This window comes from Pseudoruegeria sp. HB172150, from assembly GCF_013184805.1.
GTDB lineage: Bacteria > Pseudomonadota > Alphaproteobacteria > Rhodobacterales > Rhodobacteraceae > Psychromarinibacter.
Map to the genome: position 1 here is coordinate 16,510 of NZ_JAATNG010000009.1, position 22,966 is coordinate 39,475.

A 22,966-nucleotide genomic window follows, 5' to 3' on the forward strand; every position below is an offset into this window, starting at 1 on the left:
GAGCTTTGCCAGAATATCTGCCGTCGGACACCTGGGACCAGAGAAATTCGCATCTATCGATGATCTGTGTCAGCGGGTACGGAATGAGATCCCTCCGGCGATAACGATGGGCAGTGAATGTCGTTCCCCCATTCTTCCGACGGAATCCCCAGGTGGCCAAGTGCTGACGCAATCATATCTGCATTTTTAAGGGCCTTTCCGGCGCGCGGGTTTACGTTCTCATGAGGCTTGTTTTCAAGTGGCTCGTGGCCAAGAAACTCACAGATCCTGTCCGGAGCACTGGCATCCCGAATGTAGTTGACGAGCAGTAAGTCCTCCGGGCGGTCCCGGAAATGGGTCAGGACATCAATGTGATAGGCATTTCTTTGAATCGTCCACGCTCGGATGGAACTTTCCTTTATCGTCCAGAGAGGGTGACGTTCGCGGTTTGGCGGAAGCCGGCGAATGTGTTCCAGCCGGCTGTCAATCCAAGTGTCGAGTTCGCGCACCTGAAGAATGAACTTTGCATTTAAAAACATTTGGTCAAGTTTTCGAAAATCATCCGGAGTTCCGTCGCAGAAGGCGTCGTATAGGTAGTAGATTCCCGTGTTCGCCGTGTTACGCCACTTCGTACCATGATAAGAACGGTTGCCCAAATCCTGAAAAATACGGTGCAGAGACGTTGTTCCGCTCTTATTCTCCCCAATTGCAAATATCTTTTCGGCCTTTCGCCCAGATATCAATCTAGAAACGACATTATATTTTTTTTTCATCAATTCACTCGCTTGGCGGCCCAAAAATAAAGTTTGCAACCTGGTTCAATATGGCAGCCATTCCCGACAGCTCGTTGTCTGCTTGCCCGAACTCATACACGCCCGATCAGCTCCTTACCAAAATGGTTGGCGCTGCTTCTTTGGCGCGCAATGGGGTATGCTTAATACCGTCCGTATGAACGGCATGGTTCTCGGAGATGAGCTTGGGCATACGGTGCCCGGCGTCAAGCGGTGACGTGGAGATGGGAAGCGCCGTTCTCGATCTTGTGCGGAATGCGGGCCAAACCGTCGAATGATGCTGCCACTGTCGCAGTTACCGAAACGCGCGGCAGGGATGTGCCAGGTGAACGCAATCAGGAAACGCCTTAGGCAATGTGGCCGGCTCTGTGCCTTATAGGTGTCCAACCTGGGCGCGGCTTCGGATTTGCTTCGGCGCAGGCTTGAAAAATCCGCGGACACCAATATCGCTTGGTCCCATGAATTTGGAAACCGAGGAATTATCATGAACGTCTCTGCGCCCTCGCTCAACACGACGTCAGAGAAGAAACGGACGGTGAGCGTTGGCTTGCCAGTCTACAACGGCGCCGAGTTTCTCGGCCAGGCGATCGAGTCGATTCTGGCGCAGGATCTCGGCGACCTCGAACTCATCATATCCGATAACGCTTCGACCGACGAAACGCCCGACATCTGCGCCAACTACGCCGCTGCAGACGAGCGCGTCAGCTATGTTCGGCATACCGAGAATCTCGGCGCCGCCAAGAACTATAACCACGTTTTCCACCTTTCGTCCGCGCCGTATTTCAAATGGGCGGCGCACGACGACCTAATGAAACCGCAATTCCTAACTCGTTGCGTCGAAGCTTTTGAAAGGCAGCAGACTTTGCCCTCGCTGATCTATCCTCGTTCGGAGTTCATAGATTCAGATAACAAGGTCTTGTATCCAGACAGAAATTCCATGCACACGACCTCACCCGCGGCTGCGGTCAGGCTCCACCGGGCTGTGCAAGCGATGGGTCTGGTTACCGCGGTGTTCGGCCTTTTTCACCGGGAAACACTCGCCCGCACGCAACTGATAGGCACATATGTGGCTTCGGATTACGTGCTCTTGCTGGAATGTGCGCTGCTGGGCCCGGTCATTCATCTTGATGGTGAGCCTCTGTTTCAGCGCCGCATCCACGAGAAGATGTCGCGACAGGCAAACCGCAGCGACGAAGAGGTGCTGCGCTGGTTTGATCCGAAAGCAAGCAAGGAAAAGCTATCTTCCCGTCAGCGCCTGCGTCGGGAATTCATCAAGGCGATCTACCGATCCGACAATCTATCTGCCGTGGAAAAACCGGTCTGTGTCGCGACCCTGTTTGGTAGCCAGACATTCCGGAGAGTGCGCGTAACCGGTGGCCGGTGGCGGAGGAAGATTCGCGGCGAATCGGCGTGAGGGCGTAGTTCGGTTTGTGCATGCATTCGTTGCACGTACTGCCGAACCGTTTGGTGCGATGTGAACGATCTGTTTCGCTGCAGCGCATTGATGATCAATCGGTAAACGCCCTGACAAGAATTTGACCGGATTTGGCCATATTCCGGAATGCCACCATTGGCGGCGTTTTTCGGTTGGTTTAGAGTGCTTGGCGTGGGTCAGGCTTGCGACCGTATTTTTAATCTCATTTTGCTTGCGAGGGTGGGTTCTTGAACAACTCTGACGATTTTGCGGCTGGGGAACTCAGTCCGCTTTGGGATGTCGTGGCGCCGACGGGAACGTCTGTCGTGCTTGGCACGAATGCCACGGATGCATACTTGGAGTTGGTCACGCCCGACGGTGATCATGATGTCTGGGACGCCAACAACGGTGTCCGCGCGATGCAGGATGCATCGGACACCGATTTCCAGATCGAAACGAGATTCCTGACCACGCCGACTGAGAAGTTCCAATTGCAGGGCCTTCTCGTTGAGCAGGACGAAGACAACTGGTTGCGGTTCGACACCTACAGCGACGGCAACAACCTTTATGCGTTTGCCGCTATTACCGTCGATGGAGATTCAACCAGCGCATTCAAGGTAGCGATTCCGGAAGGCACCGCTCCATACCTTCGGCTGACCCGCACCGGTGACACTTGGACTTTCGAGTATTCCCAGGATGGCCTGACCTGGACCACCGCTGGAAGCTTCGATCACGCGCTTACCGTCTCACAGACCGGCGTCTTCGCGGGCAACACCGGAAACGCGAGCGGATACACTGCGCAGGTCGATTATTTCGAGAACAGCGCCGATCCGATAGTCGACGAAGACGGTACGATTGTTCCGGTAGACAACGCACCCGACGCGACCGACGATGCAGTTACGACGGAAATCGACACGGCGCTTGTGATAGATCCGGTCACCGACCTGCTCGTCAACGACTCGGATCCTGAGGGTAGCGTTCTCACGTTGACCAGCGTGACACAGCCGACCAACGGTACGCTGACTGCCAATCTCGACGGGACCTATACATATACCCCGAACACCGGCTTCACTGGTTTCGACAGCTTCACTTATTCGATCGAAGACGAAGCAGGCGGTTCGTCGTCAGCAACGGTCACGATCAGTATCCTTGGCCCGCCGATCGAGATCATTTCCGACGATTTCAACACCTTGGAACTCGGGAGCCAGTGGACCTTTTACGGAATCACAGGCAGCGCCACCACCGAGACAGATGGCACGAACTCCTGGCTGGAAATCACGTCACCGCCGGGCGAGGCCGTGGATGCCTATCGCGCACTGACCACACCGCGCGTCCTGCAGAATGTAGAAGATGGCGACTTCCAGGTCGCCATACACTTCCTGAATGAGCCGCAGCAGGCATTTCAGGAACATGGTCTGCTTTTGGTCGAAGATGACGATACATGGTTCCGGTTCGACGTAGCACATACGCGCAAGGGGCTGGTATTGATCGTTGGTCAAGTTGACGGCGACTCGCAGAACTTCCCCTATCGGGCAGACATAGAGTCTGGCGATGCCCAGTACCTGCGCATCACGAGAATCGGTGACAGCTTCGACTTCGAGTACTCGAGCGACGGAGAAACGTGGATCCTTGCGATTTCCATTACCAGCGACATGGTGCCCACGCAGATCGGGCCGTTTGCCGGTAGCGCAGAGAACAAGGGTAACATTCCTGGGTTCGTGTCTCAGTTCGACTGGTTTGAGTCGAGCACTGACCCGATTCTGAACGAAGACGGCGAGGGCACTCCCGTCAACAACCCTCCAAACGCAGAAAACGACAGTCTGGCAACTGGTGAGGGTATCCAACTTGTTATCGACCCGGCGACCGATCTTCTGGGCAACGACAGTGATGCCAACGGCGACACGCTGACATTGATCAGCGTCACCGATCCCTCGCATGGGACACTCACCCTGAATATCGACGGTACATACACCTACTCTCCCACCTCCGGCTATGTCGGTCCGGACAGTTTCACCTACACGGTCAGCGATGGAACGTCGGAGGGCACGGCGACGGTGAACATAGCCGTTGGCGACTTTTCAAATACCGCGCCAGTGGCGAGTGACGACGCTGTCGCAGTCAGCGAGAATGGAAGCGCGACATTTGACGTTCTCGTCAACGATACTGATGTTGACGGCGATACACTGTCTGTTTCCAGCCTCGGCACGGCGTCGAACGGCACAGTTACACTGAACCCTGACGGCACCGTCACGTACACGCCGAATGCCGGTTTCGTCGGAGCAGACAGCTTTACCTATGTCGTTTCCGACGGCAGCGAACAAGATACTGCGACGGTCAACATCACGGTGAACGCGCTGCCAAACACCGCGCCAACCGCTGTGGATGATAGCTTTGACGTTGCCGAGAACGGCAGCGCGACCGTTAACTTGCTGACAAATGACAGCGACGCGGACGGCGATCCGCTGTCCATGCTTAGTGTTGGCGACGCAGCTAACGGTACGGTTACTCTGAATCCGGATGGCACGGTGACGTACGTTCCGAATGCTGGTTTTACCGGAACTGACAGTTTTACGTACACCGTTACGGACGGTGAGGATAACAGCACTGCGACAGCAACTGTAACCGTCGAAGCGGACACGCCTCCGCCGACCGGAAGCAACCTCGTTTCCGATGACTTCTCGGATGGTTCTCTGGGCGGGGCGTGGACGCTGGTGGGACCCACCGGAACATCTGCAGGTCTGGGGACGAACTCGACAGACGCCTATCTCGAATTGATCACGGGCGCTGGCGACAATGATGTGTGGAACACGAACAACAGTTCCCGCGCGATGCAGGCAACCGCGGATACCGATTTCCAGATCGAGACGCGGTTTCTCAGCACTCCAACTGCAAAATATCAGCTTCAGGGTCTGATCGTAGAGCAAGACAGTCAGAACTGGCTGCGCTTTGACACTTATTCCGATGGCAAGAAGCTCTACGCATTCGCGGCGATAACGACCAACGGTGTGTCTGATCGGGTTTTCAAAGTTGCCATCCCCGAAGACGGCGCATCTTACCTGCGGCTTACGCGAAGCGGTGACACCTGGACATTCGAGTATTCGGCAGATGGCTCGAATTGGACTGCGGCCGGCAGCTTCGACTATTCATTGGCGGTGTCGCAGGTAGGGGTCTTTGCAGGTAGCGCAGGGGCAGCACCGGGATTCACCGCAGTGGTCGACTATTTCGAGAATACGGCCGACCCGATCGTCGATGAGGATGGCGTCATTGTACCCGTCGACAACCCTCCGGATGCGGTCGACGATGCTTTGGCGACTGACGAGGATGTCGCGCTTCTGGTCAATCCGGTGAGCGACCTGCTGAACAACGACAGCGATCCAGAAGGTGGCGTCCTCACATTGCTGGAGGTCACACAGCCTTCGCATGGCAGTCTGACCGAAAACGGTGACGGCACATACACATACACGCCGGATGCCGGGTTCTCCGGAACCGACAGCTTCACCTATACGATCAGTGACGGCAACAGCGCGGATACGGCTACAGCAACCATAACCGTAAATGCAGCCGATACCCCGCCTCCGACAGACACCAATCTGACGTCCGATGACTTCTCGGAAGGGACGTTGGATGCGGTTTGGACAGTTGCTGGTCCGGCGACAACATCGGTCAGCCTCGGCACGAACGCGACCGATGGTTACCTGGAACTGGTGACCGCTGGCGGTATCCATGATGTCTGGGACACCAATATGTCTGCCCGGGCGATGCAGGCCACTGACGATACGGATTTCCAGATCGAAACCCGGTTCCTGACAACGCCCACGCAGAAGTACGAACTGCAGGGTCTTATAGTCGAAGAGGACTCTGCCAACTGGCTGCGCTTCGACACCTACTCTGACGGCTCGAAGCTTTTCGCCTTCGCCGCGATTACGGTCGACGGCGTGTCCGAACGTGCCTTCAAGGTGGTGATACCTCAGGACGGCGCCTCGTACCTGCGATTGACCCGCGATGGCGATACTTGGACATTCGAATACTCGGCTGACGGTGAAAACTGGACGTCGGCGGGCAGCTTCGATCACGCGATGACCGTCACGCAAACGGGCGTATTTGCCGGCAACACGGGAAGCACGTCGGGTTACACGGCGCAGGTTGATTACTTTGAGAACACAGCCGAACCGATCGCCAACGAAGATGGCACAATTGTTCCTGTCGAATATCCGCCTGATGCGGTGGATGACGGGCTGGTGACGCCGACGGACACTCCGTTCGTTATCGATCCGGTGACTGACCTTCTGGCGAACGACAGTGACGCGAACGGCGATACTCTGACGATTACCGAAATCACGCAGCCATCCAACGGTACGCTAACCAGCAACGGCGACGGGACGTACACATACGCGCCCAACGCCGGGTTCGAAGGCGCCGACGGATTCACCTACACGATTTCGGATGGCACCAACACCGATACTGCGACTGTATCAATCGCGGTCGGAAACCCGATCGACGTCTGGTACGGGCTGGAGCAAAGCTTCGGCAGCCCCGGCGAAGGCCAGGAATGGATCAACATTCTCGGCAATGTCGCCGGTGACGTGGAAACCCTGACCTACTCGCTCAATGGCGGTCCGGAGCGCACGCTGTCGGTCGGTGCAGATGGCATTCGCCTTGAGTACGAGGGCGATTTCAATATCGATATCTCCTACTCCGAGCTTGATGGATCTTCAGTCGACGACATCGTCACCATTACCGCCACCTACGCCGGCGGCGTGACTGTTACCCGTGATGTAACCATCGACTACGAGTCGGGCAGTTCCTGGGACCCCAACTACAGTATCGACTGGTCAACGGTCACCGACCTTCAGGATGTGGTGCAGGTGGTCGACGGGTTGTGGACCTTCGATGACGACGGCGCGCGTCCGGCAGAACTTGGTTATGACCGGCTGCTGGTCCTGGGCGATCAGACCTGGGACAACTACGAACTGACCATGACCATCACAACTAATGATCTTCAGAACGAAGATCCGATCAACGGTGGCGGGTTCGCTTTCGGGATGCTCTGGGACGGTCACACGGACTCGCGCCACGGGGACATCCAGCCTCTGTCGGGCTGGGAACCGGGTGCGGCCTTCTTTTACCGGGATGGCCGGTTCCGAAGCCACAGCTACGACGAATGGACCGATGTTCTCGCAGTGTCGTCGAAGCTCGATCTAGCCGAAGATGTGACTTTCAACGTGATTGTGCGGGTTGAGCAAACCGGCATCTATGATCGGCTTTACAGCCTCAAGATCTGGGAAGTCGGTACTCCCGAACCCACGGAATGGACACTGCAGGGTCTGGAGACCTTCAGCCTTGATGAAGCACCGGCAACCGGCGGGATTTACCTGAACTCGCATTACTACGACATCACCTTCGGCGATCTCACCGTCACCGAGATTACCGGCAGTGATATCATACAGGGCACCGAAGCGGCTGACTTGCTGAGCGCTGTCGACACCGGAAGCGCCAATCCCGGCGTGGGCGAGATCGATGTCTTCACCGGCAATGGCGGGGCCGATGTCTTCGTGTTCGGCGATGCGGACGGAGTTTACTACGACGATGGAAACGGCGCGACCTCCGGGCTGGAAGACTACGGCTTTGCGTGGGATTTCGATTCGGGTACCGACCAGGTGCAACTACACGGCAGCGCATCGGATTACGTGCTGACCTCGGATGGTGCAGGCTTGGCAACAGGCAGCACCGCAATCTGGCTGATCGGCACAGGAGGCGAAGAAGACGAGTTGATCGGGATTCTGAACGGGGCGCAGGGTCTCGACCTGAACAGCAGCGACTTCGTCTTTGCCGACAACCTGATCTAGCTGGAAGGCACGGGCTGAAAAATGCCACCTGTCGCATCTGCGGCAATAAATTGTGCGAAGGCGGGCGTCTTAAGGCGCCCGCCCCGCCGAAACTCCCCGTACCCCATTCATCAGTTTCAGTCAGAGCTTGCGCGACTCTTCGGATCGGGCTTGAACTCTCGCGGGTCTCCGAAGTCGTGAAACCCTTGCCACAAACGGAGCCATCATGAGCGCAGCGCAGCGCAATACAGCCAGCCGCTATGTTTTGAATGCGACGAGTTCGATCGTCACGATGCTGTTGCGCATGGGGGCACTGGTTTGGGTCAACCAGTTTCTGATCCACCGGATCGCGCCAGAGGAATATGCGCTGGTTCCGGTAGTCGCTTCGCTGCTCGTCATCGCCGAGATCCTGCCTCTGATCTTCATGCGAGGTTTGTCTCGCTTTATGGTCGAAGCGGACGCACGCCAAGATACGGCGGAAATGACGAGAATCGTTTCCTCTATGGTACCTGTGCTGACCGCTGTCGCGATGGTTCTTCTGGTCGGCGGTTTGTTGGCGACCGTCAATATCGACAGCGTCATTAACGTTGCGCCGGAATATCGCTGGCAGGCACAAGCAATGCTCTTGATGCTTGTCGCGGTCCTTTGCCTGCGCGTCGCGCTGACTCCTTTCCGTGTCGGACTTCATGTGCGAATGCGCTTTGTCGAGGAAAACATGATCCTGCTCGCCACCGAGGTGCTGAGAGTGGTGCTTCTGGTTTTCCTGCTGCTTGCGGTCAGCACCCAAGTAATCTGGGTGACCGTGTCCACGTGTGTCGCCAACGTCGTGAACATGCTGATCCTGATCGGCTATACTGTGCGCATCATTCCCGATGCACGCCTGCGACTATCGGCGATCGCGGTCGCAACGGTGAAACGGCTACTCAGCTTCAGCCTCTGGACGCTGTTCCAGGCATTCAACAACCTCGTTCTCCGAGCAGTTCCAGCGCTTTTGCTGAACCGCAATGCAAGCGCTATCGACGTGGCGTCGTTCCACATCGGCAACCTTGCCGACACGCAGATCCGCAGGCTGGCGGTGGCCGCCACAGCGCCGGCCAAACCCGCGCTCACGACGATCTATGCGACGGAGGGCGAGGATTCGCTGCAGAAGTTCTATTATCTCGGCGGACGTTACTACCTGTGGGTGACCCTGTTCCTGCTGCCGCCATTGCTGGTTTTCGCCTATCCGCTGATCGAACTCTATGCTGGTGCCCGGTATCTCAAGGCCGCACCGGTGATGGTCATGCTGCTGGGGGTTTACCCATTCGTCTGGGCCAGCGGCATGTTCTACGAGGTCGCCTATTCGGTCGGTAGGATCCGGTCTTTCAATATTTGCATCATGATCCTCAGTCTGGCCGCGCTGGGGGGCATGTGGTACCTCGTCGTGATTCGCGACCTGGGTGCACTCGGTGCGGCGATGGGGCTGAGCGGTTCGTACGCAATTGTCCATCTGCTGATCATGTGGCCGGCCGGCCTTTGGCTGGTGAAGGGAACGTGGCCGGTCTTCGTCGGCGAAACCCTGGTGCGCGGCATCGCCCCCTTCGTGGCCGCCTGCCTTGCCTGTGCGGCGTTCGGATACGTCTTCCCGATCACCAGCTGGGGCGGGTTTTTCCTGGGCAGCGCGGTCTCGGCTCTGGTTTATCCGGCGGTCTTGATCGGATTGTGCCTTAGCGAAAGCGACAAGGTCCTGATGCAGCGCGCTGTCCACAAGATCCGTGGCCGTTTTTCCGGTAAGAGATCCAAAGGTTGAACGCGGGCTGTAACCGTGCGGGATGGAGCCCGGTCTTTTGACCGCGCCGGGTTACACGCGCGCGGCGATCCCAGCTCCTGCCCCGAGTCGCGCATTGCAAAACGCGCGGAACAGTTCTCGCCTCCGCAGCGAATTGTCGAACAATCGTAATTTTCAACGGAACTCCGATCAAAACCGGTTCAGACACCAGCGCGGTTTGCAAGTGGAAAAATCCCTTATTTACAGAAACTTGAGCACCCTTTATCGGTCAGGTGCGGATTGCAGGCGGTGGCCAGCCATTGACGTGATCCCCGTGACCGGCAATTCTCCATATGCCGCAGAGCGGCAATCTGGAAACCCAGCGAGACGGGCCTGCGGGCTACGTCGTTGTAGCAATGGTATTGTCTTGAAGATCACGGGGTTTGCTTCCAGACCCGCAGGCAGAGGCGGATGCTAAGACAACTGAACAGAGATGGAGCGGTGTTCGGCGTTCGATACGGGACAGGGGCCCATGTTGCGACACCACAAGGTCCTCGATATTGACGCTTGAAGTTATTCATGGTTCCGGCCGACGGGCAATTGTTACAAGAACCCGCTAGGCGAACGAAATTGGAAACGTCCTAGAAGGTATTCACAGGAGACCTCATTGATGAAAGTCGCAATTCTTGCCGGCGGTAAAGGTACGCGCCTGGCCGAGGAAACCTCTGTCCGGCCGAAGCCGATGGTCGAGATCGGCAACCGCCCGATCCTCTGGCACATCATGATGATCTACTCGCACTACGGCTTCGACGATTTCGCTGTCGCGCTGGGGTACAAGGGCGACTACATCAAGCGCTACTTCGTGGAATACGGCACCCTGTCGGGCAACCTGACCGTCGACATGAACAGCAACGACCCGCTGGTGCGCCACGATCAGGATCACGCGCCGTGGAAGGTCGACCTGATCGAAACCGGCGACGAGACACTGACCGGCGGCCGGGTGAAACGCCTGAAGCCCTACATGGGCGACGGCACCTTCATGCTGACATGGGGCGACGGCGTGTCCGACATCGACCTGAAAAAGCTGATCGAGTTCCACAAGTCGCATGGAAAGCTGGCCACGATCACCGCGGTGCGCCCGCCCGCGCGCTATGGCCACATGCGCTTCAACGGCGACCAGGTCGAGGCGTTCGAGGAAAAGCCGCAGACCGCCGAAGGCTGGATCAACGGCGCGTTTTTCGTGCTGGAACCGGAAGTCTTCGACTATATCGAAGGCGACATGGTGATGTTCGAGCATGCGCCGCTGGAAAACCTTGCGCGTGACGGCCAGCTGATGGCTTATCGTCACGAAGGATTCTGGGCGGCAATGGATACGCTGCGCGACAAGCATACACTGCAAAAACTTTGGGATTCCGGGGATCGTCCCTGGGCTGTTTGGGAAAAATGACGATGCGTGTACTCGTGACAGGCCACCGCGGCTATATCGGAACCGTTCTTACCCCGATGCTTCTTGAGGCGGGGCATGACGTCGCCGGCATCGACAGCGATCTGTACGAACGCTGCACCTTCGAGCCGGGCGGCGAAATGCCGGATATCCCGACGCTTCTGAAGGATGTGCGCGAGGTCACCCCGGCCGACCTTCTGGGCTTCGACGCCGTGCTGCACCTGGCAGCACTATCGAACGACCCGCTGGGCGACTTCCGCCCCGAGACCACCTACGACATCAACTTCGATGGCACCATGAACGTCGCCCGCGCCGCCAAGGCCGCGGGCGTCGAGCGTTTCGTGTTCTCGTCTTCCTGCTCGAACTACGGTGCCTCGGGCCCCGATTTCATCGACGAGACCGGCGCCTTCAACCCGGTGACGCCCTACGGCATCTCCAAGGTGCGGTCGGAACAGGCACTGGCCGAACTGGCCGATGACAGCTTCTGCCCGACCTTCCTGCGCTCGGCCACGGCCTATGGCGTCAGCCCGCGGATCCGCTTCGACCTGGTTCTGAACAACCTGGTCGCCTGGGCCGTCACCACCGGCAACATCCACATGAAGTCGGACGGAACGCCGTGGCGCCCGATCACCCATATCGAGGATATCAGCCGCGCCTTCCTCGCCACGCTCTCGACCCCGGTCGAGACGATCCGGAACGAGGCGTTCAACGTCGGCGTCACCGATCACAACTACCAGATCAAGGAACTGGCAGAGATCGTGGCCTCGGTCGTGCCGGGCTGCGAGGTGACCTTCGCCGACGATGCCGGCCCGGACAAGCGCAGCTACCGTGTGAACTGCGACAAGATCCAGCGCGTCATGCCCCATTTCAAACCGCAATGGGATGCGCGCAAGGGTGCTGAATCGCTCTACAAAGCCTACAAGGCTGTCGACCTGACGCTCGAGGAATTCGAGGGGCCGCGCTATCAGCGGATCGGCCACATCAAGAAACTGATCGCCGACGGCATCATCGACGAGACGCTGAAGCACACGCCGAAGGCGCTGGCCGAACGTGCCGCGGCGCCCGAGGCTGCCATTGCGCCGGGCTTCGAAGCCGATGCCGCCGAAGTCAGCTGCATTTCCTGCGGCCATCACGGGCTGAAGCCGATCCTCGACCTCGGCCTGATGCCGCGCTCGGACGGCCTTCTCGATCCCAGCATCCTCGACCGCCGGGAATCGCTGGTGCCGCTGCGGCTGGGCTATTGCCCGGACTGCACGCTGGTGCAGCTGCTGGAAACCCGCCCGGCAGAAGAGATGTTCGGCGACGACTATCTCTACTTCTCCTCCTTCTCCGAAGATCTGCTGAAGCACAGCCGCGAGAACGCGCTGGAGCTGATCGAGATGCGCGGCCTCGGCGCCGACAGCCTTGTCGCAGAGATCGCCTCGAACGACGGCTACATGCTGCAGAACTTCAAGGAAAAAGGCGTGCCGGTCCTCGGCATCGACCCGGCCCTGCAGCCCGCGACGGCGGCGATGGAGAAGGGGATCGAGACGATCAACGACTTCTTCGGCACCCGCGTCGCCGGCGAACTGGCGGCACAGGGCCGCAAGGCCGACGTGATCATCGCCAACAACGTGGTGGCCCACGTCGCCGACCAGAACGATCTGGTGGCCGGCATGGCGACGCTGCTGGCCGATGACGGCGTCATCTCGGTCGAGTTCCCCTATGTGCGGGACCTCATCGACTTCATCGAGTTCGACACGATCTATCACGAGCACCTGTGCTATTTCTCGGTCGGCTCGGCGAAGACGCTGTTCGCGCGCCACGGGCTGTACCTGAACGACGTGCGCCGCCTGCCGATACACGGCGGCTCGCTGCGGCTCTATTTCGGCAAGACCGACGCGCCGTCCGAGGCGGTGAAACGGATCCTCGCCGAAGAGCATGAGCTTGGCCTCGACCGTTTCGACTATTACGCCAGCTTCGGCCAGCGCGTGCGGACGTTCCGCGACGAGGCGCGCAAGCTGATCGCTGAACTGAAGTCCGAGGGCAAACGCATCGCCGCCTACGGCGCCGCCGCCAAGGGCACGATCATGCTGAACTTCCTGCAGCTCAATTCGCGCGCGATCGAATACGCGGTGGACCGCAACGTCCACAAGCAGGGCAAGTACATGCCCGGCGTCCGCGTCCGCATCGACGATCCGGAAAAGCTGAAATCGGACAAGCCCGATTACGTGATGATCCTGCCGTGGAACTTCCGTGACGAGATCATCCGGCAGCAGCAGGATTTCCTGGCGAAAGGCGGCAAGTTCGTGGTGCCGATCCCGGATCTCGAGATCGTCTCGAACTGATGGCGGAAGAACTGAACAAGTGCCCGGCCTGCGGGTCCGGCGCCGTGGCCGAAATCTATCGGCTCGACGCCATCCCGGTGCAAAGCTGCATCCTGCTCGACAGCGAAGAGGAGGCGCGGAACTTTCCGCGCCGGCCCCTGCTGCTGAAGTTCTGCAATGACTGCGGCTTCGTATTCAACGCGGTGTTCGAGCTGGAACAGGTCGACTACGCCTCGACCACCGAGGAAAGCCAGCACTTCTCGGGCACCTTCAACCGCTTCGCCAAGGAGCTGGCGGCAGAGGTCGCCTCGCTCTACGACCTGAAGGGCAAGAAGACGCTGGAGATCGGCTGTGGCAAGGGCGAGTTCCTGCAGGAACTGGCCGAGCAGACCGGGACGCAGGGTCTGGGTGTCGATCCGGGGTTCATTCCCGAGCGTCTGCCCGGTGCCGACGGGCAGGAGATCCGGTTCCAGCGCGAATATTTCGATCCTGCGACCATCGCCGAGACGCCCGATTTCGTTGTCTGCCGGCACACGCTGGAACATATCCCAGCGGTCGGCCAGTTCATGGACGACATCGCCACCGCCATCGACGGCCGCACCGACGTGGGCATCTTCTTCGAGACGCCGGACGTGCGCCGCGTGCTCGACGAGGGCGCGTTCTGGGACATCTACTACGAGCACTGCTCGTATTTCACGCTGGGAAGCCATGCCCGCCTGTTCCGCCGCGCCGGGATGGACGTGACCAAGCTCTACCTGGCCTATGATGACCAGTACATCATCCAGTATGCCGAGCCGTCCACCGGCCGCCCACCGCTGCCGGAAGAGGACGACCTCGAGGCCGTGCGCGCGCTGGCGGCGGCCTTCCCGGAACAGGTGGCCGAAACCCGCGCCTACTGGACCGATTTCGTCCGCTCCCGCCACGCTGACGGCAAGCGCGTCGCGATCTGGGGCGGCGGCTCCAAGGGCGTGTCGTTCCTGACGACGAACGACCTCGGCGACGAGGTGGCGCAGGTCATCGACATCAACCCGTTCAAGCAGGGCCGCTACCTTCCCGGCACCGGGCATCTCGTGTCCGGCCCGGCCAGCCTGAAGGACGCGCCGCCCGACACGGTGATCGTGATGAACCCGATCTACCTGAAGGAAATCGGCGCCGATCTGGCGGCGATGGGCCTGAACCCCGAACTGGTGGCGGTCTGATGAGCCTTGCAACGGAATGCCCGGTCAGCGGGTCAACAAACCTGAAGCCGGTCTTCACCCTCGGCAACGTGCCGGTGATCTGCAACCAGCTCTGGCCCGATGCCGACGCCGCTCGCGAAGCGCCGGCCGGTGACGTCGATCTGGTGATCTGCCCCGAAACCGCGATGATCTGGAACGCCGCCTTCGAGCCCGAGCGTATGGTCTACGCGCCCGGCTACGAGAACGCGCTGCATTTCTCGCCAAAGTTTCAGGCTTTTGCCGAGGAACTGGCAAAGGGGCTGGTCGACCGCTTCGACCTCAAGGGCAAGCACGTGTTCGAGATCGGCTGCGGCGACGGCCACATGCTGGACCTGATGTCAAAGCACGGCGCGGCCACCGCCACCGGATTCGACCCGTCGATGGAAGGCAAGGAAACGCCATTCACCGCCCGCGACGGGGTAGAGATCGTGCCGGAATACTTCCGCTCCGACCAGCTCGACCGTCCGTTCGACGCGATCCTGTGCCGCCACGTGCTGGAGCATCTCGACGCACCGATGCCGCTGCTGCACGACATCCGCCGTGCAATCGGCGATCGCGACGTGCCGGTCTATTTCGAGGTCCCGAACGCCGGCTGGATGCTGCGCGCCGTGTCGATGTGGGACGTAATCTACGAACATGTCGGCTACTGGACCGCCGCCTCGATGGAGGCCGCGTTCCGCCGCGCCGGGTTCGCGCCCGTGTCGGTCACCGAAGGCTATGACGGCCAATTTCTGATGCTAGAGGCGCGGCCCACCGCGCCCGACCCGTCGTGGCTGTCGCCCGACACCACCAGGGTCATCGCCGACGCAGAAGCATTCGCGACGGCAGCCAACGGCCTGCTCGCCGGCTGGCGCGACCGGCTGTCCAGGCTCGACGGCAAGGCAGTGATCTGGGGCGCCGGCTCGAAGGGCATCACCTTCGCCAACGCCCTCGGCGACGCCGCCGCGCCGCTGGCCGCCCTCGTCGACCTCAACCCGCGCAAACACGGCCTCTACGCCCCCGGCGTGGCCCTGCCGGTCGTGGCGCCGGACGACCTGAAAACGATCCAGCCCGACCTCGTCCTGATCTCCAACGCGCTCTACGAGCAGGAGATCTCCGACCAGGTGCGCGGCATGGGGCTGAACCCGGAATTCGCGGTGGTGGCGGGGTAAATTAGCGCCTGTTCAAATCAGAGTGGATGCAAGTACCCATGGAAACGATCAAGATTGAAAGGTCCCAAGCGTCCTCCGAAGCAGTCGCTGCTCCCACGGTTTCCATTATCATCATCAGCTACAACACGTGGGAGATGACGTTAGAATGTTTGGAGTCCGTCGCTCGCGAAACGACGGTACCCCATGAAGTAATTGTGCTCGACAACGCGTCATCGGACGGATCAGCCAAAGCGATCGCTGAAAAGTTTCCGGACGTCAAACTGATGCCGGAGACAGCCAATCACGGGTTCGCAAAAGGCAATAACGTCGCCATCGAGCATGCCAGGGGAAAGTACGTTCTTCTATTAAATCCGGACACGGTCGTTCTGGATTCAGCGATCGACAAGCTCTTGCAGTTTGCGCAGGACCGCCCTGACGCAAAGATCTGGGGCGGAAGGACGCTATATGGTGACCGAAGCCTGAACCCCACGAATTGCTGGCGGCAAATGTCGCTCTGGAGTCTCACAAGCCAGGTTTTCGGTCTGTCCAGCATGTTCCGGAACAGCGGATTCTTTAATCCGGAAGGGTACGGAGACTGGCAGCGAGATGACGAGCGCGAGGTCGACATCGTCACTGGTTGTCTTCTGCTCATCGAACGCGACTTTTGGCACGAACTCGGCGGCTTCGATCTGACCTACGTCATGTACGGAGAAGAAGCGGATCTTTGCCTTCGTGCGCGCAAGCTGGGCGCAAGGCCCCGAATTACCCCGAACGCGGAAATCGTCCACTATGTCGGGGCGTCGGAGGCGGTCCATGCCCGCAAACTCGTCCGCGTTCTCACTGCGAAAACCACGCTGATCCGCCAGAATTTCCCCGCCTGGAAGCGTCCCTTCGGCCTGACAATGATGCGGCTCTGGCCCTGGAGCCGCATGCGGGCAGCACAGGTGCGAGCGTGGGCTACGCGAAAGACGAAACACCGAGAGAGCGCGGAAAGCTGGGGCGAAGTCTGGGATCGCAGGAGCGAATGGCGCGATGGTTACCCCGAACCGCTTCCGAACAAGGGCCACGGTGTGTGAAGAACCGTAAGGACACCCGCATCTTCGCACGAGCCATCCGCGGGATATGGTCGATCTTCGACCCGAGAGCGCTCGCACATGGGTTCCGGATCCTGCATTATTACAACTACACGCACGTGTCTCAAAAGCGCCGAATGGAAATCGGCGACAAGGTGCGTATCGCTCCGAACGCCTCTTTCGCGAATGGAGACAGGATCAGGATTGGGAACCGGGTGCAGATTGGTGCTCGGTGTACTTTGTGGGCAGGCGATAACTCAGGAAGAATCATCGTCGGCGATGATGTTACGTTCGGCCCGGACTGCTTTTTGACGGCTTCGAATTACGGGCTGGCAGCCGGACAACTGGTAACCGAACAGCCAACTGTAGAGAGCGATGTCAGTATCGGTGAAGGCGCCTGGCTAGGTGCCCGGGTTATCGTCACTGCCGGCGTAACCGTTGGCGCCCATGCAGTTATCGGGGCCGGCTCAGTCGTAACCAAGGACATTCCGGAAGGCGTTATCGCCGCGGGGAACCCAGCCAGAACTATCCGCCCACGCGCGTGATGCGCCCGAAATCCGGTCTCTATCGCAGCTCGCCCCACGCGAGGGCGGCCGAACCCTACTCCCGGAACGTCTTGTCGAAGAACCGCTCGAAAGGTTCCGCCAGATAGGCAAAGGCGGTGCGGTCACGGGTGCGGATGAAGGCCTGTACCGGCATTCCCGGCATCAATTCCTCGTCGGGGCGCAGATCCGCGAAGGCGGAATCGTCGGGGCGGATGTCGATCGCGTAATAGCTGGCGCCGGTATTCTCGTCCGGGATCGCGTCGGCAGAGACGCGCACGATCTTGCCCGAGGCGGGAATACGGCCGTTCTGGTCGAAAGACATGAAGCGCAGCGCCACGTCCTGGCCGACATGCACCTCGGAAATGTCGAGCGACTCGACCTTGGCCGAAACGATCAGCGGCTGGTCCTGCGGGACGATGAACATTACCGGTTCAGCGGGCTGTACCACCGCCCGTTCGGCGAAGATCTGCGATTCGTAGATGATGCCGCCGACCGGCGCGCGCAGATCCATGCGCGACAGCTGATCGACCAGCGTGATGCGCCGCTCGTTCAGCTCGATCTCGGAATATTGCAGCTCGCGCTCGGCGCTGGTGGCTTCCTCGCGCCGGGTCGTCCACAGCTGCAGACGCTCGATCTCGTTGGCGGTGATCTCGCCCTGCATGCCGGCGACCTCGGCCGCCAGCCGGCCGACCTCGCCCTCGATGCCGGCAAGGTCGCTTTCCAGCTCGAACACGGCAGAGGCCGGCGTCAGACCATTCTTCAGCAGCGCGCGTTTGCTCTCCAGCTCGCGCGACACCAGTTCCTGCTGGCGCTTGAGGGCGGCGAGCTGGGCGTTGACCCCCTCGATCCGGCTTTCCAGCTGTTCGTTCTGCTTGTCGAGCAGGCCGCTGCGCTGTTCCAGCGTCTCGCGGCGTGCCTGGAACAGCGTCGTCTCACCGTCGATCAGGCCCTTCACCTCGTCATCGGTCTCGGCCTGCGCCAGCAGTTCCTCGGGGAAGGTGATCTCCTCGGCATCGTTACGCTCCGCGATCAGCCGGGACCGGCGCGCGGCAAGGCTGCGCAACTGGCCCTCGATGATTGCAAGTTCGGATTGCAGGAGGTTTCCATCCAGCCGCAACAGAACGTCGCCAGCCTCGACCCGGTCGCCGTCGCGCACCAGGATTTCCTTCACGACACCGCCATCGGGATGCTGGATCACCTGCCGGTTGCTTTCGACCTGCATCGACCCGGCGGCGATCACCGCGCCCGAAAGGTTGGTCCGCAGGCTCCAGCCGCCAAGCCCGCCGACAAGCGCGATCAGTGCAATGATGCCGACCGTCAGCGGCGCGCGGGCGGTCCAGCGCGGCTGTCTGTTATCGTTGTCGCTCACGTCTGGGCTCCTCCGGGCAGGCTTCGCAGCGTCTTCTGCACGGTATCCGCGTTCTTCAGCATGCGGCGCATCACCACGTCGCGCGGGCCGAACGATGTGACCAGCCCGTTATCCAGCACCAGCAGCAGATCGCATTCGGCAATGGCGTTGGGCCGGTGGGTCATGATGATCACGCCGCGCCCGCGCTCCTTGAAGCTGCGCACCGCCTCGTTCAGCGCGTCCGATCCCTCGGCGTCCAGCGCCGAGTTCGGCTCGTCGAGGATCAGCAGCCGCGGATCGCCGTAAAGCGCCCGGGCCAGCGCGATCCGCTGGCACTGGCCGCCCGACAGCTGCAGGTCGTTGGCCTTCAGCACGGTGTCATAGCCTTCCGGCAGGCGGGTGATGATGTCATGCGCCCGCGCCGCCTTGGCGGCCCGCACCACGGCGGCGGAATCGGGCTTGTCGGCCATGCGCGCGATGTTCTGCGCGATGGTGCCCGAGAACAGACGCACGTTCTGCGGCAGATAGCCGATATGCCGCCCCAGCGCATCGGCGCCGTACTGATCCAGCGTCGGCCCGCCCAGGCGCACCTCGCCCGCAGTCACCGGCCAGTAGCCGAGCAGCACCCGAGCCAGTGTCGATTTGCCAGAGCCCGAGGGGCCGATGACGCCGATGGCCTGCCCCGGCATCAGCTGAAAGTTGACGCCCCGCAGCACCGGCATGCGGCCGCCCGGAGCCAGCACCGACAGGTTCTTGACGGTCAGGTTGGCTTCGGGCACCGGCAGTTCGGTTCGCTGCGGCTCGGGCGGGTGCTTGGCCAGGAAGCCGCCCAGCGATTTCCAGCCCTGCCGCGCCCGCTGCAGCACCGCCCAGCCGCCAAGCGCCTGTTCGATCGGCGCCAGCGCGCGGCCCAGCAGGATCGAGCCGGCGATCATCGCACCGCCCGTCAGTTCGCCCTGCAGCGTGTAGTAGGCGCCAAGCCCCAGAACCGCCGATTGCAGCAGCAGCCGGAATGCCCGCGTGACAGAGGTGAAGCTGCCGGTCCAGTCATTGGCGCCGATGCCGCGCGCCAGCCCGTCGACCCGCTGCCTGCGCCAGCGTTCCGTGACCACCGGGCGCATGCCCTGGGTCAGAACGACCTCTTCGCCCATGCGCACCTCTGCCGCCATGTCATGCGACTGCTGCGCGGCGAAGGCCGCCTGCCGGGTGCGCCGGGCGGTGATCGCGTGGTTCGCCAGCGTCAGCAGGATCAGGATCGCGCCGCCGGTGACCGCCAGCCAGCCGATCATCGGATGGAAAAAGAACATCAGCACCAGGAAAACCGGGGTCCAGGGCAAATCCATGATGGTGATCAGCACCGGCGAGACGAACAGCCTTTGGATCGCATCGAGGTCGCGCAGGGCGCTGGCGGCGTCGTTGCGCTCCTTGGCGCCCTGGCCACCCTGCAGGCTGGCCTCGAACACACGCCTGTCCAGTTTGCTCTGGAACCGTGCGCCGACACGCGCCATCAGCCGGCCGCGCGCGTAGTCGAACAGCGCCATGAGCGCATACAGCCCCGCCACCAGAACCGAAAGCGCGATCAGCGTCTCGACCGATTGCGAGGACAGCACGCGGTCGTAGATCTGAAGCATGTACAGCGGGCCGGTCAGCATCAGCAGGTTGGCAAAGACGCTGAACACGAAGATCCAGCCCAGCAGGCCGACCCCGGGCAGCAGCGCCCGCCACAGCTCGATCTTCCCGATCGGTTGGCCGCTTCGGCTCATGCGCCGTCTGCTCCGTAGCTATGAAAGCGGAACTCGTCGCCATCGGGCTCCCAGCTGCCCGGCGTATCCTTGCCGTCCTTGTCGGCCCGCCGGCCATAGCCCGCGGCCAGGCGCGTCGGCCCGTACTCGGCGCCGTCATCGGCGGGTTTCGACCAGCCTTCCGCATGCGATACGACGCGAAGCCGCTGCAGATATGTATCCACCGCCGCCGGCTTCTGGCCTTTTGCCATCCGGTCGACCGCGGAAAGGGCGGTGGCCACGCCGGCAATTGCGGGGATCGCGCGGTTCACGCCATGGCCGCAGATATCGGCTAGGTGACTAGGGTCGACGCCGGCCCGGAACAGCGCCGCCTGCGCCGGCGCGCCGCCAAGCCCGTCCGGTCCCAGCAGGAAGGGCGCCCAGGTGCCACGATCGAACCGCCAGCCGCCGAACACGCCAACCAGATTGCGGCGGCGGCCCGACAGGGCCATCAGCGGTACGTTCTGCAGCAATACGCCCTGCTCCTCGCCCAGCATGCCCAGGAACCGCTCCACCCGGCGCTGTGCGGCGCGCAGGCCCGGATCGTCCGCGTTTTGCGGCAGGGTCAGCCCGGAATAGCCGAAGGCTGCCTCTTCCCGCTCCCCGTCGCGCAGGATGAAACAGCATTGCTGCGGCAGGTGCATCTCGGTCTCGCGCCGCGGCGATTCCGCCACTTCCCAGCCAAGGGAATCCAGCAATGACGCCATGGCACGAGTCGTGAATGCCGTGCGCGCGCCGTGGCGCGCAAGCGACCGCATAAGCAGACTCCGATTCTCCAGCGCAACAATTTGCCGGGCTTCACGAGAACTGTTTCCGATCAGCGCAGCCGTGGCGCCCCTGTTTGTCATGCCTGTAATCCCCACATTTGCCGGATCTCGGACCGGCTGCCCCCCACGTCTAACACAATGCTACACCGGATTCCTTCGCCAAACCCTACCTCGGCAGAAAAAGGCGAATTTTGCTTGGAACGCCAGTCAAACAAGGGGTTAGACGCATCAGCACGTACTTCGAAACGGCCCGGCAGACAACTTGCGCGGTTTTTTGCCTAAGTATGCATTTGAAGCAAGGAACCTCGCCACTACCATGTCATTACATTAACGTTACCATGGCAAAGCTGATGCGGGGCAGCATCAAACGTGTTAAGCGGACTCATATGATTTTCGGGGCAATCATAATCGGAGTGGGCGTAGGCCTGGTGACCATGACAACATCGCTTGTCATGGGGGCCAGTCTTGGGACCGCCCTTCTGCTCTACTGCGGTGCAGGTGTTGCCGGCACTGTCGGCGCCTGCGTTCTGCGCGCCTATTTCTGCAGTCGCGACGCCAAGCCCAGTCCGCGCCCGGCGTCGCTCCGTTCCGATCTTCTGCCTTAGGCTGCCTTGCGCCGGCGGCGCAGCGCGCCCAATCCCATCAGACCACCCGCAAGCAGCAGGCCTGCCGCAGGCAGCGGCACAGGTGCCGGAGCGGCGGTCACGAGGTTCTGGCTCTCGCCTTCGGTGCTTTGCAGGTAGGACAGGACCCACTTGCTCTTGCCCGTGTAGGAAGCCGCGGCGGCCAGATAGCTCTGCGCCAGGAAGAAGGCGTCGTTGTCCCGGGACGCCCTCGGCGCAGCCACGAAATCGCCAATCATCAGGTTGTAGTTGTCATCGTAGAGAATTTCCCACAACCCGAACTGGAACGCACCGGACGTGTTCTTGTCGTCTTCCAGACCAACGTAGTAGTTGGCGTCGAAATACGCCTGGATCCGCGCCAGAACTGCATCGGACAGGGACCCGTCATACGGCGTATCGGTGACCGTGTAGGGCTGATCCGCGCCGGTTTGTTGCGGTGTCAGAAGGTCTAGGCACCAGGCAACGAATGTGCCGAGCGTGTCATCGTAAAATTCATATGCGCCGCCGGTCTTCAAGCCATCCCTGACATCCGACGCATCGCCGGACAGGTTGTAAACGGTGATGTTCCGCCCACCCGACGCGTATCCGAGATAGTCCAGCGACAGAGATGTCGCCGATGCCGAACCGGCAAGCAGGACCGAAAGGACCGAACCGGCCACGACAGTACGTAACGTATTCTTAAGGAACATTATTCCCCCAAAGTTTCAGACCTACCGCTCGACCGAAACTGAATTCGCCGGCGGCATCATGCACCCAAGCTCTATTTACCATGTCGGCTGGCCGATGCGAGGGAAAACCGGGCAATTTGACCGAATACATCCTGCGCGTGTCGTGCCTTGGAACGTGCAATCGAATGGCAGCGACTCCGAGCCGCACTGTCCTACGGGAACGGCCGGGCGGCACCGCCTTCCGCGTCCCGGAAATCACTTATTTCTTGGTAAATATCCTGACAATTCAATTACCTAAGAAACCACCG

At 60.6% G+C, this 22,966-nt stretch carries 14 protein-coding genes; 9 read left to right on the forward strand and 5 right to left on the reverse strand.

What is annotated here, in order from left to right; genetic code table 11:
- Positions 1–53: 53 nt before the first annotated feature.
- Positions 54–752 (reverse strand): sulfotransferase, encoded by a 699-nt coding sequence (locus HCO70_RS24215; RefSeq protein ID WP_172300494.1) that lies wholly within the window; start codon positions 750–752, stop codon positions 54–56.
- A gap of 502 nt (positions 753–1,254) precedes the next feature.
- Between HCO70_RS24215 and HCO70_RS24220 the strand changes: the two genes are divergently transcribed.
- The 9 genes from HCO70_RS24220 to HCO70_RS24265 all read left to right on the forward strand — a co-directional run bounded on the left by HCO70_RS24220 (position 1,255) and on the right by HCO70_RS24265 (position 17,471).
- Positions 1,255–2,184: a glycosyltransferase gene (locus HCO70_RS24220; protein WP_172300495.1), complete on the forward strand. Its 930-nt coding sequence runs from the start codon at positions 1,255–1,257 to the stop codon at positions 2,182–2,184.
- A gap of 248 nt (positions 2,185–2,432) precedes the next feature.
- On the forward strand, positions 2,433–8,030 hold the full coding sequence (locus HCO70_RS24225; RefSeq protein WP_172300496.1) for an Ig-like domain-containing protein: 5,598 nt from the start codon (positions 2,433–2,435) through the stop codon (positions 8,028–8,030).
- A 205-nt stretch (positions 8,031–8,235) separates the two neighbouring features.
- Entirely contained in the window at positions 8,236–9,798 is a 1,563-nt protein-coding gene (locus HCO70_RS24230) for a lipopolysaccharide biosynthesis protein (RefSeq protein ID WP_172300497.1), read from the forward strand.
- A gap of 628 nt (positions 9,799–10,426) precedes the next feature.
- On the forward strand, positions 10,427–11,203 hold the full coding sequence (gene rfbF, locus HCO70_RS24235; protein ID WP_172300498.1) for a glucose-1-phosphate cytidylyltransferase: 777 nt from the start codon (positions 10,427–10,429) through the stop codon (positions 11,201–11,203).
- Positions 11,200–13,527: an NAD-dependent epimerase/dehydratase family protein gene (locus HCO70_RS24705; RefSeq protein WP_216665614.1), complete on the forward strand. Its 2,328-nt coding sequence runs from the start codon at positions 11,200–11,202 to the stop codon at positions 13,525–13,527. The genes rfbF and HCO70_RS24705 overlap by 4 nt, the downstream gene beginning before the upstream one ends.
- Positions 13,527–14,705, forward strand: coding sequence for a class I SAM-dependent methyltransferase (locus tag HCO70_RS24250; RefSeq protein ID WP_172300499.1), 1,179 nt, complete (start codon positions 13,527–13,529; stop codon positions 14,703–14,705). Before HCO70_RS24705 ends, HCO70_RS24250 begins: the two co-directional genes overlap by 1 nt.
- Positions 14,705–15,874: a class I SAM-dependent methyltransferase gene (locus tag HCO70_RS24255; protein WP_172300500.1), complete on the forward strand. Its 1,170-nt coding sequence runs from the start codon at positions 14,705–14,707 to the stop codon at positions 15,872–15,874. The genes HCO70_RS24250 and HCO70_RS24255 overlap by 1 nt, the downstream gene beginning before the upstream one ends.
- Positions 15,875–15,912: 38 nt before the next feature.
- Positions 15,913–16,929, forward strand: coding sequence for a glycosyltransferase family 2 protein (locus tag HCO70_RS24260; RefSeq protein ID WP_172300501.1), 1,017 nt, complete (start codon positions 15,913–15,915; stop codon positions 16,927–16,929).
- Positions 16,926–17,471, forward strand: a complete 546-nt coding sequence (locus HCO70_RS24265) for a DapH/DapD/GlmU-related protein (RefSeq protein ID WP_371742325.1) — start codon at positions 16,926–16,928, stop codon at positions 17,469–17,471. Before HCO70_RS24260 ends, HCO70_RS24265 begins: the two co-directional genes overlap by 4 nt.
- A gap of 55 nt (positions 17,472–17,526) precedes the next feature.
- On the opposite strand, the gene HCO70_RS24270 is transcribed toward HCO70_RS24265, so the two are convergent.
- The 4 genes from HCO70_RS24270 to HCO70_RS24285 all read right to left on the reverse strand — a co-directional run bounded on the left by HCO70_RS24270 (position 17,527) and on the right by HCO70_RS24285 (position 22,679).
- Complete coding sequence (locus HCO70_RS24270) at positions 17,527–18,840, reverse strand: HlyD family type I secretion periplasmic adaptor subunit (RefSeq protein WP_172300503.1); 1,314 nt, start codon at positions 18,838–18,840, stop codon at positions 17,527–17,529.
- Positions 18,837–20,582, reverse strand: a complete 1,746-nt coding sequence (locus HCO70_RS24275) for a type I secretion system permease/ATPase (protein ID WP_172300504.1) — start codon at positions 20,580–20,582, stop codon at positions 18,837–18,839. Before HCO70_RS24275 ends, HCO70_RS24270 begins: the two co-directional genes overlap by 4 nt.
- The gene (locus HCO70_RS24280) at positions 20,579–21,358 is read right to left on the reverse strand and encodes a hypothetical protein (RefSeq protein WP_172300505.1); all 780 of its coding nucleotides are present in this window, start codon (positions 21,356–21,358) and stop codon (positions 20,579–20,581) included. The genes HCO70_RS24275 and HCO70_RS24280 overlap by 4 nt, the downstream gene beginning before the upstream one ends.
- Positions 21,359–21,968: 610 nt before the next feature.
- Positions 21,969–22,679, reverse strand: a complete 711-nt coding sequence (locus HCO70_RS24285; RefSeq protein WP_172300506.1) for a VPLPA-CTERM sorting domain-containing protein — start codon at positions 22,677–22,679, stop codon at positions 21,969–21,971.
- Positions 22,680–22,966: the final 287 nt, after the last annotated feature.

Bases quoted from the DNA above. Each gene is read 5' to 3' on its own strand.
- HCO70_RS24260 (WP_172300501.1), top strand. From the start codon at position 15,913: ATGGAAACGATCAAGATTGAAAGGTCCCAAGCGTCCTCCGAAGCAGTC.
- HCO70_RS24220 (WP_172300495.1), top strand. From the start codon at position 1,255: ATGAACGTCTCTGCGCCCTCGCTCAACACGACGTCAGAGAAGAAACGG.
- HCO70_RS24230 (WP_172300497.1), top strand. From the start codon at position 8,236: ATGAGCGCAGCGCAGCGCAATACAGCCAGCCGCTATGTTTTGAATGCG.
- HCO70_RS24275 (WP_172300504.1), bottom strand. From the start codon at position 20,582: ATGAGCCGAAGCGGCCAACCGATCGGGAAGATCGAGCTGTGGCGGGCG.
- HCO70_RS24280 (WP_172300505.1), bottom strand. From the start codon at position 21,358: ATGCGGTCGCTTGCGCGCCACGGCGCGCGCACGGCATTCACGACTCGT.
- HCO70_RS24255 (WP_172300500.1), top strand. From the start codon at position 14,705: ATGAGCCTTGCAACGGAATGCCCGGTCAGCGGGTCAACAAACCTGAAG.
- rfbF (WP_172300498.1), top strand. From the start codon at position 10,427: ATGAAAGTCGCAATTCTTGCCGGCGGTAAAGGTACGCGCCTGGCCGAG.
- HCO70_RS24285 (WP_172300506.1), bottom strand. From the start codon at position 22,679: ATGTTCCTTAAGAATACGTTACGTACTGTCGTGGCCGGTTCGGTCCTT.
- HCO70_RS24215 (WP_172300494.1), bottom strand. From the start codon at position 752: ATGAAAAAAAAATATAATGTCGTTTCTAGATTGATATCTGGGCGAAAG.
- HCO70_RS24250 (WP_172300499.1), top strand. From the start codon at position 13,527: ATGGCGGAAGAACTGAACAAGTGCCCGGCCTGCGGGTCCGGCGCCGTG.
- HCO70_RS24705 (WP_216665614.1), top strand. From the start codon at position 11,200: ATGACGATGCGTGTACTCGTGACAGGCCACCGCGGCTATATCGGAACC.